At 73.0% G+C, this 16242-nt stretch carries 13 protein-coding genes; 3 read left to right on the top strand and 10 right to left on the bottom strand.

Annotated elements, in window-relative coordinates; all coding sequences use genetic code 11:
• Positions 1 to 101: 101 nt before the first annotated feature.
• Positions 102 to 638 carry a GtrA family protein gene (locus tag ACFY04_RS38370; RefSeq protein ID WP_389124639.1) on the top strand — a complete coding sequence of 179 codons (537 nt, stop codon included), beginning with the start codon at positions 102 to 104 and terminating at the stop codon, positions 636 to 638.
• Between the two features lie 27 nt (positions 639 to 665).
• Here the strand turns inward: ACFY04_RS38370 and ACFY04_RS38375 are convergent, their stop codons facing one another.
• Positions 666 to 1931, bottom strand: a complete 1266-nt coding sequence (locus ACFY04_RS38375; RefSeq protein WP_389124642.1) for an ATP-binding protein — start codon at positions 1929 to 1931, stop codon at positions 666 to 668.
• A gap of 38 nt (positions 1932 to 1969) precedes the next feature.
• Positions 1970 to 2647, bottom strand: coding sequence for a response regulator transcription factor (locus ACFY04_RS38380; protein ID WP_030724697.1), 678 nt, complete (start codon positions 2645 to 2647; stop codon positions 1970 to 1972).
• Between the two features lie 498 nt (positions 2648 to 3145).
• On the opposite strand from ACFY04_RS38380, the gene ACFY04_RS38385 reads away from it, so the two are divergent.
• Positions 3146 to 4666 (top strand): peptide MFS transporter, encoded by a 1521-nt coding sequence (locus ACFY04_RS38385; protein WP_389124645.1) that lies wholly within the window; start codon positions 3146 to 3148, stop codon positions 4664 to 4666.
• A 65-nt stretch (positions 4667 to 4731) separates the two neighbouring features.
• Here ACFY04_RS38385 and ACFY04_RS38390 read toward each other — a convergent pair whose 3' ends face one another.
• The 8 genes from ACFY04_RS38390 to hutU form a co-directional block, all read right to left on the bottom strand.
• Positions 4732 to 6024: a hypothetical protein gene (locus tag ACFY04_RS38390; protein ID WP_389124647.1), complete on the bottom strand. Its 1293-nt coding sequence runs from the start codon at positions 6022 to 6024 to the stop codon at positions 4732 to 4734.
• Between the two features lie 14 nt (positions 6025 to 6038).
• Entirely contained in the window at positions 6039 to 7151 is a 1113-nt protein-coding gene (locus ACFY04_RS38395; protein WP_389124650.1) for a hypothetical protein, read from the bottom strand.
• On the bottom strand, positions 7148 to 8185 hold the full coding sequence (locus tag ACFY04_RS38400) for a hypothetical protein (protein WP_389124653.1): 1038 nt from the start codon (positions 8183 to 8185) through the stop codon (positions 7148 to 7150). The genes ACFY04_RS38395 and ACFY04_RS38400 overlap by 4 nt, the downstream gene beginning before the upstream one ends.
• Before the next feature lie 16 nt (positions 8186 to 8201).
• A complete protein-coding gene (locus ACFY04_RS38405; protein ID WP_389124656.1) occupies positions 8202 to 8879 on the bottom strand; it encodes an LPXTG cell wall anchor domain-containing protein in 678 nt (225 codons plus the stop codon).
• Between the two features lie 113 nt (positions 8880 to 8992).
• Positions 8993 to 10171 (bottom strand): imidazolonepropionase, encoded by a 1179-nt coding sequence (hutI, locus tag ACFY04_RS38410; RefSeq protein ID WP_389124658.1) that lies wholly within the window; start codon positions 10169 to 10171, stop codon positions 8993 to 8995.
• Between the two features lie 195 nt (positions 10172 to 10366).
• Positions 10367 to 11707, bottom strand: coding sequence for a formimidoylglutamate deiminase (locus ACFY04_RS38415; RefSeq protein WP_389124661.1), 1341 nt, complete (start codon positions 11705 to 11707; stop codon positions 10367 to 10369).
• Positions 11698 to 12888, bottom strand: coding sequence for an allantoate amidohydrolase (locus ACFY04_RS38420; protein WP_389124729.1), 1191 nt, complete (start codon positions 12886 to 12888; stop codon positions 11698 to 11700). Before ACFY04_RS38420 ends, ACFY04_RS38415 begins: the two co-directional genes overlap by 10 nt.
• Before the next feature lie 11 nt (positions 12889 to 12899).
• A complete protein-coding gene (gene hutU / locus ACFY04_RS38425) occupies positions 12900 to 14564 on the bottom strand; it encodes a urocanate hydratase (protein WP_389124663.1) in 1665 nt (554 codons plus the stop codon).
• A 104-nt stretch (positions 14565 to 14668) separates the two neighbouring features.
• Here hutU and ACFY04_RS38430 point away from each other — a divergent pair, with 104 nt between their 5' ends.
• A complete protein-coding gene (locus ACFY04_RS38430) occupies positions 14669 to 16039 on the top strand; it encodes a diaminopimelate decarboxylase (RefSeq protein WP_389124665.1) in 1371 nt (456 codons plus the stop codon).
• Positions 16040 to 16242: the final 203 nt, after the last annotated feature.

A 16242-nucleotide genomic window follows, 5' to 3' on the forward strand; every position in this document is an offset into this window, starting at 1 on the left:
AGGCACAGACGGAGCGCAGGGGGGACACTTAGCATGGGTGGGTTGACGGAGAACACCGGACGCCCCGTAAGCGGGCGGTGACCGACAGGACTGACCTACTGATGAGCACGCCTGGCGGATCTGTCGTCGAACGTGTACGCGGCCTCGTACGAGAGGTGGCCAAGTTCGGGGCGGTCGGCGGTCTGGGTGTCCTGGTCAACCTGGGCGTCTTCAACCTGATCCGCAACACCACCGACCTGCAGGTGGTGCGCGCGAGCGTGATAGCCACCGTCGTGGCCATCGCCACGAACTACATCGGCTTCCGCTACTTCACCTACCGGGACCGCGCCAAGAGCGGCCGCACCCGCGAGCTCGCCCTGTTCGCCGTGTTCAGCGGCATCGGCCTGGTCATCGAGAGCGGTGTCCTCTACACCGCCACCTACGGGTTCGGCTGGGACGGCCCGGTCGCCAGCAACGTGTTCAAGTTCATCGGCATCGGGACCGCCACCGTGTTCCGCTTCTGGTCGTACCGGACCTGGGTCTTCAAGGCCCTGCCCGCGCCGGCGGAGCCGGCCGAGCCGATGCCGGAGCCGGCGCCCCTGCCGAAGCCGGACCGCAGGCCGGATCCGGTGCCCGAGCCGGCACCCGCGAACAACTAGCACCGCTCGGCAGCCCCGGTCACAGCACTAGCGGACCGTGGTCTGAGGTTCGGCCCCCTCCGGCGCCGTCCGGCTGAGGAAGAGCGCGAACACCGGAGGCTGCGTCTGGAGCAGCTCCAGGCGTCCGCCGTCCGCCTCCGCGAGGTCCCGGGCCACGGCGAGGCCGATCCCGGTGGAGTTGCGGCCGCTGATGGCCCGCTCGAAGATCCGGTTGCCGAGGTCCGGCGGGACGCCCGGTCCCTCGTCCGTGACCTCCAGCACCGCCTGGTTGCCAATCACCCGGGTGCGCAGCGCGACCGTGCCGCCGCCGTGCATCAGGGCGTTCTCCACCAGGGTGGCCAGCACCTGCGAGACCGCGCCCGGGGTGCCGACGGCCCGTACGCCCTGCCGTCCGGAGCGCACGATGGCCCGGCCCGCGCTGCGGTAGGCCGGCCGCCACTCCTCGACCTGCTGCTTGACGACCTCGTCCAGGTCGAAGGGGACCGCCGAGCCCGTGCGCGGGTCCCGCGAGTTCGTGAGCAGCCGCTGCACCACGTCCGTGAGCCGCTCCACCTGGGTCAGGGCGATCGTCGCCTCCTCCCGGACGGTCGCCAGGTCGTCGGTGACGGTGATCTCCTCCAGCCGCATGGAGAGCGCGGTGAGCGGGGTGCGCAGCTGGTGGGAGGCGTCCGCGGCCAGGCGCCGCTCGGCCGTCAGCATCCGGCCGATCCGCTCGGCGCTGGAGTCCAGCACGTCCGCGACCCGGTCCAGCTCGGGGACCCCGTACCGCTTGTGCCGGGGCCGCGGGTCGCCCGATCCGAGCCGCTCCGCCGTCTCGGCCAGGTCGGTGAGCGGGGACGTCAGCCGGTTGGCCTGCCGTACGGCGAGCAGGACGGCCGCCACGACGGCCAGCAGGGCCACCGCCCCGACCACGGCCAGGGTCCGCCCGACCTCGCGGGTCACGGTGGAGCGGGACTCCTCGACGACCACGACCTCGCCCTGCTCCCCGCGGGCGGTGCCGCGGATCACACTGTCGGGGATCGGGGCGCCCACCTCCACGGCCGGCTGGCCGGGGACGGTGATCCGCGCGTGGTGGCCGGAGTCCAGCTGCTCGCCGAGGGCCAGGGGGTCGATCGGCTTCTTCTCCAGGACGTTCGCCTCGACGATGCCCACGAGCCGCAGCGCCTCGGACTCGATGCGGTCCTGGGCGCTGCTGGTGATGGTCCGGGTCTCCACGATGACGAGGGAGACCCCGAAGACGGCGATCACGACGAGCACCACGGCGAGCGTGGAGTTGATGAGGCGGCGGCGCATGCCCTAGAGCATGCCCCAGGTGGAGCCGCAGGAGGCGGTCAGCTCTTCTCGAAGCGGAAACCGACGCCGCGCACGGTGGCGATGTAGCGGGGGTTGGCGGCGTCGTCGCCCAGCTTCTTGCGCAGCCAGGAGATGTGCATGTCGAGGGTCTTGGTGGAGGACCACCACGTGGTGTCCCAGACCTCGCGCATGAGCTGGTCGCGGGTGACGACCCGGCCCGCGTCGCGGACCAGGACCCGCAGCAGGTCGAACTCCTTGGCCGTGAGCTGGAGCTCCTCCTCCCCCATCCAGGCCCGGTGCGATTCGACGTCGATCCGCACGCCGTGGGTGGCGGGGGGCTGGAGGGCCTCGGTGGCGCCGCGCCGGAGCAGGGCCCGGACCCGGGCGAGCAGTTCGGCCAGGCGGAAGGGCTTGGTCACGTAGTCGTCGGCGCCGGCGTCCAGGCCGACGACCGTGTCGACCTCGTCCGCCCGGGCGGTGAGGACCAGGATGGGGAAGCCGTGGCCCTCGGCGCGCAGCCGGCGGGCGACCTCCAGGCCGTCCATACCGGGCAGCCCCAGGTCGAGGACGACGAGATCGACGCCGCCCTGCAGTCCCGCGTCCAGGGCGGTGGGGCCGTCCTCCCGGACCTCGACCTCGTACCCCTCCCGGCGCAGGGCGCGGGCCAGGGGCTCCGAGATGGATGCGTCGTCCTCGGCGAGCAGTACACGCGTCATGTGGGTGATGGTAGTCCGCGGCGGCTGAAACCAGAGGCCTGCGGGAAGACCCCTCTCTATCTGGGCTTATGAACTACTAAGCGCCTTCGAATATGACCGAACGGTTCCCGGCGCGCCTTGTGATCCATCTCTCAAGTCCTTTCATATGCCGCAGTGTCGTGTCGTATGGTGGCGAGACGCCTGATGCAATACCTCAGGGACCTTTGTGCCGAAAAGCAGCACGAAGGTCTCTATTTCTGTCCTGAACCGGACGGACGGTCCCCACAAGGACCGAGCCGGCCCGTCTTGACGACAGTGAATGACCTGTTGGCCGGGCCCCTCGCGTGATGACTGCGCGGGCGGGCGTGGATCCCGGTTACGGATGTCCTTCCGCCCCCACCCCCGTGGGGCGGGCCCCGAGGCGTGGGGTGGGAGATCCGTCCGCCGGTGCCGGCCACCCCCCACCGGGCGCGGATGAGCTCACGAAGCCGATGCGTCCCGAGCAAGCAAGGATCGACCATGGCTTCCAGCCTGACGACGGCTTCTCCGAGCCCCGCTCACGAGAAGACCCTCCTCGGCCACCCGATCGGCCTGGCCACGCTGTTCATGACCGAGATGTGGGAGCGCTTCTCCTACTACGGCATGCGTGCGCTTCTCGTCCTGTACTTGGTCTCCGGCGGTGTCGACGCCGCGACCGGCAGCCAGGGCGGTGGCCTCGGCTTCACTGCGGCGACGGCCACGGCGATCTACTCCGTCTACGTGGCCATGGTCTACCTGATGGCCATGCCCGGCGGCTGGTTCGGTGACCGCGTCTGGGGCGCCCGCAAGACGGTCGCCATCGCCGGTGTCGTGATCATGGCGGGCCACGTATCGCTCGCGCTGCCCGGTCAGATGGCGTTCTTCGTCGGCCTGCTGCTGGTCGCGGTCGGCTCCGGTCTGCTGAAGGCCAACATCTCCACGATGGTCGGCCACCTGTACAAGGGCGTGGACGACCCGCGCCGTGACAGCGGCTTCACGATCTTCTACATCGGCATCAACGTGGGTGCCCTGCTCGCACCGGTCGGCATCGGCATGGTCGGCGAGCTCGTGAACTGGCACCTCGGCTTCGCGCTCGCCGCCGTCGGCATGGCCGTCGGCCTGGTGGTCTACCTGCTCGCAGGCCGCACCCTGAGCCCGCAGAGCAGCATCGTCCCGAACCCGCTGTCCGCGGCCGAGCGCAAGGCCGTGATCGTCAAGGCCCTCGCCGTCCTGGCCGCCATCGCCGTCTTCTACGGCGCCGTGGTCGCCGCGGACATGTTCACCATCAAGTGGGCGCTGTACCCGATCACCATCGCCGGTCTGATCATCCCGGTCGCCGTCCTCGTGCGCATCAAGCGGGACAAGGACCTGTCCACCGTCGAGCAGACCCGGATGAGCGCCTACATCTGGTTCTTCGTGGCCGCCGCCGTCTTCTGGATGATCTACGACCAGGGCGGTTCGACCCTCTCGCTCTTCGGTGACAAGAACTCCGAGCGCGCCCTGTTCGGCTGGGAAGTCCCGACCACCATCTTCCAGTCGCTGAACCCGCTCTTCGTGGTGGCCCTGGCCCCGGTCTTCGCCGCCGCGTGGGTGGCCCTGGCCCGCCGCAACCGCGAGCCCAGCACCATCGTGAAGTTCTCGGTGGCCCTGGTCATCATCGGCGCCTCGTTCTTCGTCTTCGCCCTGCCGCTGGGCCAGACCGCCGGCAACGACACCAAGGTCACCATGTGGTGGCTGGTGCTCATCTTCCTGATGCACACCCTCGCGGAGCTGTGCCTCTCCCCGGTCGGCCTGTCGGTCACCACGAAGATGGCGCCGCAGAAGTACGGCTCCCAGATGATGGGCGTCTGGTTCCTGGCAGTCACCGCCGGTGACTGCATCACGGGTCTGATGGGTCTGGCCGACGTGCAGCTGAACGGCGTCGGGGTCATTCTCTTCCAGGCGATCGCCGCGACGCTCGCCGGCCTCGCGATCTTCATGTACCGCAAGAAGGTCAACGCCCTGATGGGCGGCATGGGCTGACGCGTTCGCGCCCCGTACGACGGAACGGCCCGGCACACCGGAAGGTGTGCCGGGCCGTTCGCGTGTCAGCGGGTGCCGCGCAGGCGGCGCCACGGGGTGAAGGTGAACACCGCGCCCCCGAGCAGGATCACCGTGCCGGCGACCAGGGCCAGGGCCTTGATGCCGCCCTCGTCCTCCGCGCCGGTCTCGGCGAGGCCGCCCGGGGTTCCGCTGCCGGAGGCCGTGGAGGAACCGGAGCCGCCCGGCTGCGCGGCGGTGTCCAGTTCCAGCGAGACCCCGCTGCTCGTCGCCTTGCAGGGGACGTTGATCGGGGTGGCGCCGGGGGCCATCGTGACGTCGATCGTCAGCTGGTCCGGGCTCAGCGTCACCTTGCCGCTCTTCCCGGGCTTGTAGGTGCCGGTCATGTCGCTGAGGCTGACCGGGGCCTTGTCCGGGATCGGCTCCGCGTTGGCCGGGCCGGAGACCTTGGCCGTGCCGCTGTCCGCCCCGCCGAGCTTCACGTCCATCGAGGGCTTGAGGGCTCCCGCGGGCAGGGCCATGGGCGCCGCCATCGCACCCTTGGCGGTCTTGACCGTCAGGTCGTAGCTGCCGCCGTTCTTCTTCGCGTTGATCGTGACCGGGGTCTTGATGCCCCCCGGGACGACCGGCCCGCAGTCGAAGGCCACCTCGACCGCCTTGCCCGGGAAGTCGGTCTGGCCGCCCCCGCCGCCGGAGGCGGAGCCGCCCGAGGTGGTCGTGGAGCCGCCGGTGGTCGTGGAACCGCCCGTGGTGGTACCGCCGGTGGTGGTGGAACCGCCCGTGGTGGTACCGCCGGTCGTCGTACCGCCGCTGGAGCCGGCCGCCACGTCGATGGTGGCCCCGACGCCCACGCTGCCGGTCGGGGCGCACTTGGTGACGAACGTGCCGAAGGAGAAGGTGACGGCCACGTCGTACTTGCCGGGGGTCAGCGTGATCTTCCCGGCCTTGGTGAGCTTCAGCTTGCCCTTCATCACGGACATCACCATGGGCGCCTTCTTCGGGATCGGCGGATTCTTCTTCTCGCCGACGACCTTCAGCTCACCGCCACCGCCGCCCACGGTGATCCAGCCGGTGGGCTGGACCGCGTCCTGCGGGATGTCCATCAGGTCCGTGTTGTTCGAGGCCGGCTTCACCGTCTCCCAGGACACGTCGACCTCGTCGCCGACCTTCGCCGAGGCGGGAGCGGTGACCTTGGCGGTGGTCTCGCCCTCCACCGGACTGCCGCCCCCGGCCGGGGGAACGCACTTGACGTTGAACTTGGTCTCCGCGGCCTGGGCGGGAGTGGCTCCGATGGCGATACCGGCGCCGCCGAGCAGCAGCGCGATCACGGCCGCGCTCACCCTCCGTTGGGTATTCACGAATGTCCCTTCGTCGTCGAACGGTTCTCAGACGGTGCGGACGCCTGTGGTGCTGTGCCCGGCGCGCTGTCCGGGGTGAACCACGGCAGGACCGCCGTGGTGGTCTGGGGGGACCGCTCCGGGCGGTCGGGTCCCGGGGCCGGCTCGGGGGGCCGCAGGGCCGGGATCCTCGGCAGCCGGGCCGTCACGGCGGAGGCCGCTGCCGCGGCCGCCTCCAGGGGCCGCGTACCGCGGTGGCGGCCGGCGGCGGGCGCGGCGCGCGGCCGCACCCGGTCGACGATCGCCATGCCGATGCGGAAGACCGCGGCCGGGATCACCAGCAGGAGCAGGCCCCAGAAGAGCAGCACCCCGTACGGGCGGTCCACGCCCCAGGGCTGCGTGGCCACCACGGTCTCGCCGTACTTGAGGGAGATCGTGTAGTCGCCGTGGGCGCCGGCGGCGAGGCCCGCGTCGAGCGCGATCTCCGCCTTGCCGCCGGGCGGGATGGTGCCCTTCCAGCGGGCCTCCTCCCACAGCGGGGCGAACACCCCGTGCGCGGTGCCGAGCTGGAAGACCGGGTCCTTGACCGGGACCGGGCCGAGATTGCCGACGGTGACCTTGAACTTCCGGGCGGGCGGGGCGCCGAACCAGGTCAGCACCCCGTCCTCGCCCTCCAGCCGGACCCCGGTGAGCATCGCGAGGCGGGCCGTGCCGGATTCGGCGGGCAGCTCGGCGACCGGGTGGTCGGTGATCTTCAGGGGGGTCGCGACGGTGGACTGGTCGCCGTTGACGGAGGTGACGTTGACGATGCAGGGGCACGGCTTGGGCGGTGCCACCACGGGCAGCCGGCCGGTGAAGCTCCCGTCGGCGGCGACCGAGACGGCGGCGCCGTCGGCGTTGGCACAGCTGTTGGTGCCGCCGATCATGTTCTGGCCGCAGACCAGCAGCATCACCAGCGTCTTGGCCGGCCAGCCGGTACCGGTGACGGTGATCCCGGTGCCCTTGGCCGCCTCCTGGAGCGAGAGCCCCACGGCCGGCTTGCCCTCGGCGGCGGCGGCCGGGCCCGTGGGGAACAGGGCGAGGGCGCACACCGCCAGCCCCGCGGCCAGCAGGGCTCCGACTCTTCTCACCTGGCGGCTCCCGTCAGTTCGTGGTGCGGTGCAGGGGTCGTCGGTCCGGCCGCCGACGGCACGTCCGGCGCCGGGCCCAGGGCCGGTACGGGCCGCCGACGGCGGCGGCGTACGAGGTACAGCGCGGCGGCGGTGGCCGCGCCGAGGCCCGGCAGGCCGGCCCCGGCCCAGCCGGCCAGGCCCCAAGGGACGAGCCAGCGCGAGCCGGTGGCCACCGCGCGGGCGCCGCCGGGGGCGGTCACGGTGAGGGTGACGCGGACCCGGTCGAGGGCCGGGGCGCCGGGCCAGGGCTCGGTGAGCTCCACCCGCTGGCCGGGGAGCAGTTCCACCGGCAGGGCGCGGCCGCGGGGCGGGTCGGACACCTCGCCGACGAGGGCCTCGGCGCGGATCCGGAGCTCGGGGGCGAGGGCCACGTTGCCGCGGTTGACGAGGGTGTAGGCGATGACGGCGGCCGCGCCCCGGCCCCGTACGGCGACGTCCTCGACCGTGAGGGCGGCCAGGGTGGGGCCGCCGACCCGCAGGTGGACGCGTACGCCGACCTCGTGGCCGCCCTCGGTGGCGATCACGGCGGCGGGATGGTCGCCGGGCGGGGACGCGGGCGGCACGGTGAGGGTGAAGGGGACCACGGCGCGGGTGCGGGGCGGGACCTTCACGGTGGTGGCGGCCCCGAAGCTGATCCAGGAGCCAGCCCCGGTGGCTCCGGCGGCTCCGGTGGCTCCGGTGGCTCCGGCGCCGGGTGCCGCCGGGCGGACCGCGAAGGCGCCGTCGGCCGTGTTGTAGGCGTCGGCGCCGCGCAGCGTGATGGTGCGCTCCTGGTCGGTGGTGTTGGCCAGGGCGAGGCGGTCCTCCAGCACGGTGCCGGGGGCGCCGGCCAGGTAGAAGTACGGGCGGGCGGTGGCCGCCGCTCCGGCGGCGGGCTCGGCGGTCCAGCCGGGCTCGTCGGCGGCCGCGGGGTGCGCGGGGGCCGCGTACAGCGTGGCGGCGGCGAGCAGGAGGACGGCGGCGGCGCGCCTCAGGGTGGGGAGCACGGGCATGACCGGGGTGCTCCGTTCAGGACCCGGCCCGCCGGCCGCGCCGGGTCAGCCAGAGCACGCCGACGGCGCCGGAGAGCAGCACGGTGCCGCCGAGGGTGCCGAGGGCCAGGGCGGAGTCGGCGGGCCCGGTCTGCGGGAGGGTGTCGCCGGTGGTGTCGGCGCCGGACTGCGTGTTCCCGCCGCCGGGCGCCGTGACGTCCAGCTCCAGCGAGGGCTTCGGGCTGTTGCCGGGGGTGCAGGTCGTCGTGGTGCTCATCGCCATGATGGTGAGCACCCCGGCGGTGAAGGTGACCTTGCCGCTCTTCTTGGGCGTGTAGGTGCCCGAGAGGTCGGTGATCTTGATGGGTGTGTCCGGGGGCACGGCCTCGGGGTTGGGCGGACCCGACACCGGTACGGACACCTTCTCGGCGCCGTCGACGAGGATGACGGCGCTGGGGTTCATCGCGCCCTTGCCGAGTTCGATGGGGCTGGACGAGACGCCCTTCTGGAAGGACATCGTCAGCTTGTACCCGTCGCCCTCCTTGACGGCCTTGATGTCGATGGGCGACACCGCCGACTTGTCCCCGATCGGGGTCTTGCAGTCGTAGGCGACGTCGACGACGGCCGCATGGGCCGCGGGGGCGGTGAACAGCACCGCCGATCCGGCCAGCGCGGAGGCCAGCGCGAGCGCGGTGGAGCGTTTGCGGTCGGACACCTTCGTCTTCCCCTCGGGCCACAGAAAACTGACGACACATCAGATCGGTGGCTCAAGGTAAGCCCGGGGGCTTACGGAGGGAAGACAAAGGACAACCCGGGATTGACCGTTCGTCAGTGCACGCGGCGGCCCCGCTGCCAGACGGCGGAAACGAGCGGTACGCCCGGCCGGTAGGCGAGGTGGACATGGCTCGGGGCGTCCAGCAGGGCCAGGTCGGCGCGGGCCCCCGGGGCCACGAGGCCGATGTCGTCGCGGCGCAGGGCGCGGGCGCCGCCGGCGGTGGCCGACCAGAGGGCCTCGTCGGGGGTCATCCGCATGTCGCGGACGGCGAGCGCGATGCAGAACGGCATCGAGCTCGTGTAGGAGGAGCCGGGGTTGCAGTCCGTGGACAGGGCGACGGTGGCGCCCGCGTCGATCAGGCGACGGGCGTCGGGCCACTGGGCGCGCGTGGAGAACTCGGCTCCGGGCAGCAGGGTGGCGACGGTGGTGCCGGCGGCCTGCGCGAGGGCGTCCACGTCGGCGTCGGTGAGGTGGGTGCAGTGGTCGGCGGAGGCGGCCTGGAGTTCCACGGCGAGCTGGACGCCGGGCCCGTAGGAGAGCTGGTTGGCGTGCACGCGGGGGATCAGCCCGGCGGCGGCCCCGGCGGTGAGGATCGCGCGGGCCTGGTCGCCGTCGAAGGCGCCCTTCTCGCAGAAGACGTCCACCCAGCGGGCGTACGGGGCGCAGGCCGCCAGCATCTCGCCGGTGACGAGGTCGACGTAGGCGGCCGGGTCCTCGGCGAAGTCGGGGGAGACGATGTGCGCGCCGAGGTAGGTGACCTCCTCGGTGTGCGCGGCGGCGATCCGCAGGGCGCGGGCCTCGTCGGCGACGGTGAGGCCGTAGCCGGACTTGGTCTCGAAGGTGGTGGTGCCCTGGCGGCGGGCCTCGTCGAGGTGGCGGACCAGATTGGCCTCCAGCTCCGCGTCGGTGGCGGCGCGGGTGGCGGCGACGGTGGTGCGGATGCCGCCGGCGGAGTAGGCGCGGCCGGACATCCGGGCGTTGAACTCCTGGGTGCGGTCCCCGGCGAAGACGAGGTGGGAGTGGGAGTCGACGAAGCCGGGGATCAGCGCCCGACCGGTCGCGTCGAAGCTCTCGTCCGCGGCCGGCGCCTTGGCGGCGGGGCCGACCCAGGCGATGGTCTCGCCGTCGATGACGACGGCGGCGTCCTGGATGAGGCCGAGGGGGCTGCCGTCGCCGAGGGCGGGGTCGTTGGTGACGAGGCTGCCGATGTTGGTGATGGCAGTGGTGGTCATGGGGGTTCCTCTCAGAGGGTTCGTTCCCCCACCCCGCCCTTTCGCCGTTTCCTGGGGCTCCGCCCCAGACCCCGGTCCTCAAACGCCGGACGGGCTGGATCTTTCAGCCCGTCCGGCGTTTGAGGACCGGGTCCGGTCAGCGCCCGGTTTCGGGAAGGGGCGGGGTGGGGGAAAGGCCCGCCGCAGGCGCCGCGGTCAGGCGCGCAGGGCTGCGATGGACTCGGACAGGGCCGTCGGGACGTCCCCGACCAGGGTGTGGTGACCGTCGCGGACCACGTGGCGGCCGCCGACCACCGTGTGGCGGATGTCCGACGCCGTGGCGGCGAACACCGCCGTCTCGGCGCCGAGGCGCGCCGGCGGACCCGCCGTGCGGACGGAGTCCAGCGCGATCGTGGTGAAGTCCGCGAGCGCGCCCGCCTCCAGGCGGCCCGCGTCGGGGCGCCCGAGGGCGGCGTGGCCGTCCTCGGTGGCGGCGGCGAGCAGGGCGTTCGCCGTCCAGTGGCCCCGGGTCCGGCTGCGCAGGCGCTCGTTGAGCTCCATCGCGCGGGCCTCTTCGAGCAGGTCGATCACGGCGTGGCTGTCGCTGCCCAGGGACAGCGGGCTGCCCGCGTGCTGGAGCCGGGTCGCCGGGCCGATGCCGTCCGCGAGGTCGCGTTCGGTGGTGGGGCACATGCAGGTGCCGGTGGCGGTCCCGCCGAGAAGGGCGATGTCCATGTCGGTGAGGTGCGTGTTGTGGACGCCGGTGGTGCGCGGGCCGAGCACGCCGTGGTCGGCCAGCAGCTGGGTCGGCGTGCGTCCGTGGGCGGCCTGGCAGGCGTCGTTCTCCGCGGTCTGCTCCGAGAGGTGGACGTGCAGGGGCGCCCGGCGCTCCTCGGCCCAGCCGGCGACGGTGGCCAGTTCGGCTGCGGGGACCGCGCGGACCGAGTGGATCGCGGCGCCGATCAGGGCGTGCTCGCGGGGCTTGAGGGCACTCGCGCGCTCGGCCCAGGCCTCGGCGGTGCCGTCGGAGAAGCGCAGCTGGTGGGTGTTGGGGGCCTCGCCGAAGCCCGAGGACAGGTACGCGGTGTCCAGGAGCGTGATCCGGATGCCGGCCGCGGCGGCGGCCTCGATCAGGGCCTCGCCCATCGCGTTCGGGTCGGCGTAGGCGGTGCCGCCGGGCGCGTGGTGGACGTAGTGGAACTCGCCGACGTTGGTGATGCCGGCCAGCGCCATCTCGGCGTAGACGGCGCGGGCGAGCGCGAAGTAGCTGTCGGGGGTGAGGTTCTGGGCGACCTTGTACATCAGATCGCGCCAGGTCCAGAAGGTGCCGGAGCCGACCTGGACCGTGCCCCGCAGGGCCCGGTGGAAGGCGTGGCTGTGCGCGTTGGCCAGCCCGGGGAGGGTGAGGCCGCGCAGCACCTCGGCGCCGGGCGGCGGGGTCTCGACCCCGGTGCGCAGGGCGGCGATCCGCCCGTCTTCGGTTACCTCCAGGGCCACGCCCGGCTCGACATGTGTGCCGAGCCAGGCGTGCTCCAGCCAGTACGTCGTCAACGACATGCCAGGCCTTCCAGTACGTCGGCGAGGGCGAGGACACCGGCCACGCAGTCGTCCTCGGCGGCGAACTCCCGCGGGGAGTGGGAGACGCCGGTCGGGTTCCGCACGAACAGCATGGCGGTCGGGACGGCGGCGGAGAGGATTCCGGCGTCGTGTCCCGCCCCGGTCCCGAGGACAGGGACCGAACCGCCCAGGATCCGGTTCATCTCGTCGCGCAGGGCGTGCTCGAACTCGACGACCGGGGTGAAGGACTCCCGGACGATGCCGAGGTCGATGCCGTCCTGGTCGGCGCGCTCGCGGGCGGCCTTCTCGATGGCCGTGACGACCGTGTCGAGGGTGGCCTGGTCGGCGGCCCGGGAGTCGAGCCAGCCGCGCACGAGCGAGGGGATGGCGTTGACCCCGTTGGGCTCGACCGAGATCTTCCCGAAGGTGGCGACGGCCCCGGCGAGGGCCGCCTCCGTGCGGGCCGCCAGCACGGTGGCCGCGTAGGTGAGCATCGGGTCGCGGCGGTCGACCAGCCGGGTGGTGCCGGCGTGGTTGGCCTCGCCGCGGAAGTCGAACCGCCAGCGGCCGTGGGGCCAGATCGCGGAGGCGATGCCGACCCGGTCCCCGGACAGGTCCAGGGCGCGGCCCTGTTCCACGTGCAGCTCGACGAAGGCGCCGATGCGGCCGAGGCGTTCGGGGTCGGCCCCGATGGCCTCGGGGTCGTATCCGGCGGCCTCCATGGCCTGGGGCAGGGAGATGCCCTCGGCGTCGCGCAGCTCGTACGCCCTCTCCTTGGTCAGCTGCCCGGCGGCGAGCCGGGAGCCGACGCAGGCGAGCCCGAAGCGGGCGCCTTCCTCGTCACCGAAGTTGGTGATGGCGAGCGGCCTGGAGAACTCCGTGCCCCTCTTGCGGAGCTCGTCCAGGGCCGCGAAGGAGGACACCACGCCGAGGGGGCCGTCGAAGGCCCCGCCGTCGGGGACGGAGTCCAGGTGGGAGCCGGTGACCACGGCGTCCCCCGCGAGGGGGTCGCCGAGCCAGGCCCACTGGTTGCCGTTGCGGTCGGTCTCGTACGTCAGCCCGCGCGCCTCGGCCTGCTCCTGGAACCAGGTCCGGCAGTCGGCGTCGGCCCCGCTCCAGGCGTACCGGCGGTATCCGCCGGTGCCGGCGTCGCGGCCGATGGGCGCGAGCTCGGCCCACATGTCGTGGAAGGTCACGCGTCGTCGCCCTCACGCATGGGGACGCGGACGCCGCGCTCGTCGGCGACCGACTCGGCGATGTCGTAGCCGGCGTCGACGTGGCGGATGACGCCCATGCCCGGGTCGTTGGTGAGGACGCGGCGGATCTTCTCGCCGGCCAGCGGGGTGCCGTCGGCGACCGTGACCTGGCCGGCGTGGATCGAGCGGCCCATGCCGACGCCGCCACCGTGGTGGATGGAGACCCAGGAGGCGCCGGAGGCCACGTTGACCATGGCGTTGAGCAGCGGCCAGTCGGCGATCGCGTCGGAGCCGTCCAGCATGGCCTCGGTCTCACGGTACGGGGAGGCCACCGAGCCGCAGTCGAGGTGGTCGCGGCCGATCACCAGCGGCGCGGCGAGGGTGCCGTCGGCCACCATCTCGTTGAAGCGCTCGCCGGCCTTGTCGCGCTCGCCGTAGCCGAGCCAGCAGATGCGCGCGGGCAGGCCCTGGAAGTGGACGCGCTCGCCCGCCATCTTGATCCAGCGGTGCAGGGACTCGTTCTCCGGGAAGAGCTCCAGCATGGCCTTGTCGGTCTTGTGGATGTCCGAGGCCTCGCCGGACAGGGCGGCCCAGCGGAAGGGGCCCTTGCCCTCGCAGAACAGCGGGCGGATGTAGGCGGGGACGAAGCCGGGGAAGGCGAAGGCGCGGTCGTAGCCGGCCAGCTGGGCCTCGCCGCGGATGGAGTTGCCGTAGTCGAAGACCTCGGCGCCGGCGTCCATGAAGCCGACCATGGCCTCGACGTGCGTGGCCATGGACTCGCGGGCGCGGGTGGTGAAGCCGGCCGGGTCCTTGGCGGCGTAGGAGGCCATGTCGTCGAAGTCGACACCGACGGGCAGGTACGCGAGCGGGTCGTGGGCCGAGGTCTGGTCGGTCACGATGTCGACGGGCGCGCCCTCGGCCAGCATCTGCGGGAGCAGCTCGGCGGCGTTGCCGAGGAGGCCGATGGAGAGCGGCTTGCGGGCGTCGCGGGCCTCGACGGCCAGCTGGAGGGCGTGGCGCAGGTTGTCGGCCTTGACGTCCAGGTAGCGGTGCTCGATGCGGCGGTCGATGGCGCGCGGGTCGACGTCGATGCAGATCGCGACGCCGTCGTTCATCGTCACGGCCAGCGGCTGGGCGCCGCCCATGCCGCCGAGGCCGGCGGTGAGGGTGATCGTGCCGGCCAGGGTGCCGTTGAACTTCTTGGCCGCGACGGCCGCGAAGGTCTCGTAGGTGCCCTGGAGGATGCCCTGGGTGCCGATGTAGATCCAGGACCCGGCGGTCATCTGGCCGTACATGGTCAGGCCCAGGTGCTCCAGACGGCGGAACTCCTCCCAGTTGGCCCAGTCGCCGACGAGGTTGGAGTTGGCGAGCAGGACGCGCGGCGCCCACTCGTGGGTCTGCATCACGCCGACCGGGCGGCCGGACTGGACCAGCATCGTCTCGTCCTGCTTGAGGGTCTGCAGGGTGCGGACCATCGCGTCGTACGAGCGCCAGTCGCGGGCGGCCTTGCCGGTGCCGCCGTAGACGACGAGCTTGTCGGGGTGCTCGGCGACCTCGGGGTCGAGGTTGTTCTGCAGCATCCGCAGGGCGGCCTCCTGCTGCCATCCCAGGGTGCTGAGGTCGGTGCCTCGCGCGGCACGTACGGGGCGGGGTCCTGACATGGCGGTGCCTCCTCCGATGTTGGTCAATCTATTCACATCCTCGCGCCCTGAATAGATTCAGTCAACAGCTGCGGGCGGCGCCGTCGGATGATGGGATGGCCGACATGGCTGTACACGCGGAGGGCCAGGGCGGCGCCGGGAGCGCCGCCGCGCGCCGGGACCTGGCCGTACGGGCCGCCGTCGGGCAGGGTCTCGTGGGCGGGGGCGACGGCGCGGAGCCCCTGGCCTGCCTGCTGGACGTCGCCGGGATCCGGGCCTCCGCCGCCGCCCTGACCGGCGCCTTCGCGGCCGCCGTCGCGCCCGGCACCCCCGTCCTGCACGCCTTCGCCGTCAAGGCCGCGCCGCTCGTCCCGGTCCTGCGGCTGCTCGCCGGCGCCGGGCTCGGCTGCGAGGTGGCCAGCCCCGGGGAGCTGGCGCTGGCCCGGGCGGCGGGCGTCCCCGCGGGCCGGACCGTCCTGGACTCCCCCGCCAAGACGCCGGCCGAGCTGCGCGAGGCCCTGGCCCTGGGCATCGCCGTCAACGCCGACAACCCGCAGGAGCTGGAACGCCTCGACGCGCTCGTCGGCCGGGCGCCCACGCCCACGACGGCCCCGATCGGCCTGCGGATCAACCCGCAGACCGGCGCCGGAGCCATCGACGCCCTGTCCACGGCCACCGCGACCTCGAAGTTCGGCATCGCCCTGCGCGACCCCGGCGCGCGCGCCTGGCTCGTACGGGCCTACCTGGACCGGCCGTGGCTCACCCGCCTGCACATCCACTCGGGCTCCCAGGGCGTTCCCCTGGCCCTGATCGCGGAAGGCGTACGGGACCTGCACGCGCTCGCCGAGGAGATCAACGCGGCGGCCGGGCGGCGCCAGGTCGACACCCTCGACATCGGCGGCGGCCTGCCGGTGAACTTCGCCTCGGACGCGGAGACCCCCACCCACGCGCAGTACGTGGCCGCCCTGCGCGAGGCGGTCCCCGCCCTGTTCGACGGCTCGTACGGCCTGGTCACCGAGTTCGGCCGGTCCCTGCTGGCCAAGCACGGCCTGATCCTGGCGCGGGTCGAGTACACCAAGACCAGCGGGTCCCGGCCGATCGCGCTCACCCATGCCGGGGTCCAGCTGGCGACCCGCACCGCGTACGCCCCGGCGGCCTGGCCGGTGCGGATCCTGCCGTACGACGCGAAGGGCGCCCCGAAGACCGGCGACCCCGTGGCCCAGGACATCGCGGGCCCGGCCTGCTTCGCCGGGGACCTGCTCGCGGCCGCCCGCGAGCTGCCCCGGCTCGCCCCCGGCGACCTGATCGGCGTCCCGGACACCGGTGCGTACTTCTTCACGGCCCACTACGGCTACAACAGCCTGCCCCGCCCGGCGGTCCACGGCTTCACGGTGGGCCAGGAGGACGAGGTCCGCTTCAGCCTCGTGCGTCCGGCGCAGGGCCTTGCCGAAATCGTCGCGGAGGCGGGGGGAGCGCTGCGCGACGCCTTGCTGTAGCCGCTGCGCGGGGCCTTCTCCCCGCCCCACCCTTCCGCCGTTCCCCGGGCTCCGCCCAGACCCCGCTGCGGCGCTCCGCGCCCGCGCCGGGGCGGAGCCCCGTTCTTTCAGCCTCGCCCGGGGGCACCTCCCAGCGGTAGCCGGGGGAGTTCGAGGCGCGGGGGTCCGGGGTCCGGCCCCGGACGCCGGGCCGGGCGGGCAAG

Source organism: Streptomyces sp. NPDC001549 (genome assembly GCF_042894025.1).
GTDB classification, from domain to species: Bacteria; Actinomycetota; Actinomycetes; order Streptomycetales; family Streptomycetaceae; genus Streptomyces; species Streptomyces kutzneri.

What these genes read in the sequence shown, in the direction of transcription:
- ACFY04_RS38385 (WP_389124645.1), top strand. Translation starts at nt 3,146, where the DNA reads ATGGCTTCCAGCCTGACGACGGCTTCTCCGAGCCCCGCTCACGAGAAG.
- hutI (WP_389124658.1), bottom strand. Translation starts at nt 10,171, where the DNA reads ATGACCACCACTGCCATCACCAACATCGGCAGCCTCGTCACCAACGAC.
- ACFY04_RS38370 (WP_389124639.1), top strand. Translation starts at nt 102, where the DNA reads ATGAGCACGCCTGGCGGATCTGTCGTCGAACGTGTACGCGGCCTCGTA.
- hutU (WP_389124663.1), bottom strand. Translation starts at nt 14,564, where the DNA reads ATGTCAGGACCCCGCCCCGTACGTGCCGCGCGAGGCACCGACCTCAGC.
- ACFY04_RS38375 (WP_389124642.1), bottom strand. Translation starts at nt 1,931, where the DNA reads ATGCGCCGCCGCCTCATCAACTCCACGCTCGCCGTGGTGCTCGTCGTG.
- ACFY04_RS38420 (WP_389124729.1), bottom strand. Translation starts at nt 12,888, where the DNA reads ATGTGGGCCGAGCTCGCGCCCATCGGCCGCGACGCCGGCACCGGCGGA.
- ACFY04_RS38400 (WP_389124653.1), bottom strand. Translation starts at nt 8,185, where the DNA reads ATGCCCGTGCTCCCCACCCTGAGGCGCGCCGCCGCCGTCCTCCTGCTC.
- ACFY04_RS38430 (WP_389124665.1), top strand. Translation starts at nt 14,669, where the DNA reads ATGGCTGTACACGCGGAGGGCCAGGGCGGCGCCGGGAGCGCCGCCGCG.
- ACFY04_RS38415 (WP_389124661.1), bottom strand. Translation starts at nt 11,707, where the DNA reads ATGTCGTTGACGACGTACTGGCTGGAGCACGCCTGGCTCGGCACACAT.
- ACFY04_RS38380 (WP_030724697.1), bottom strand. Translation starts at nt 2,647, where the DNA reads ATGACGCGTGTACTGCTCGCCGAGGACGACGCATCCATCTCGGAGCCC.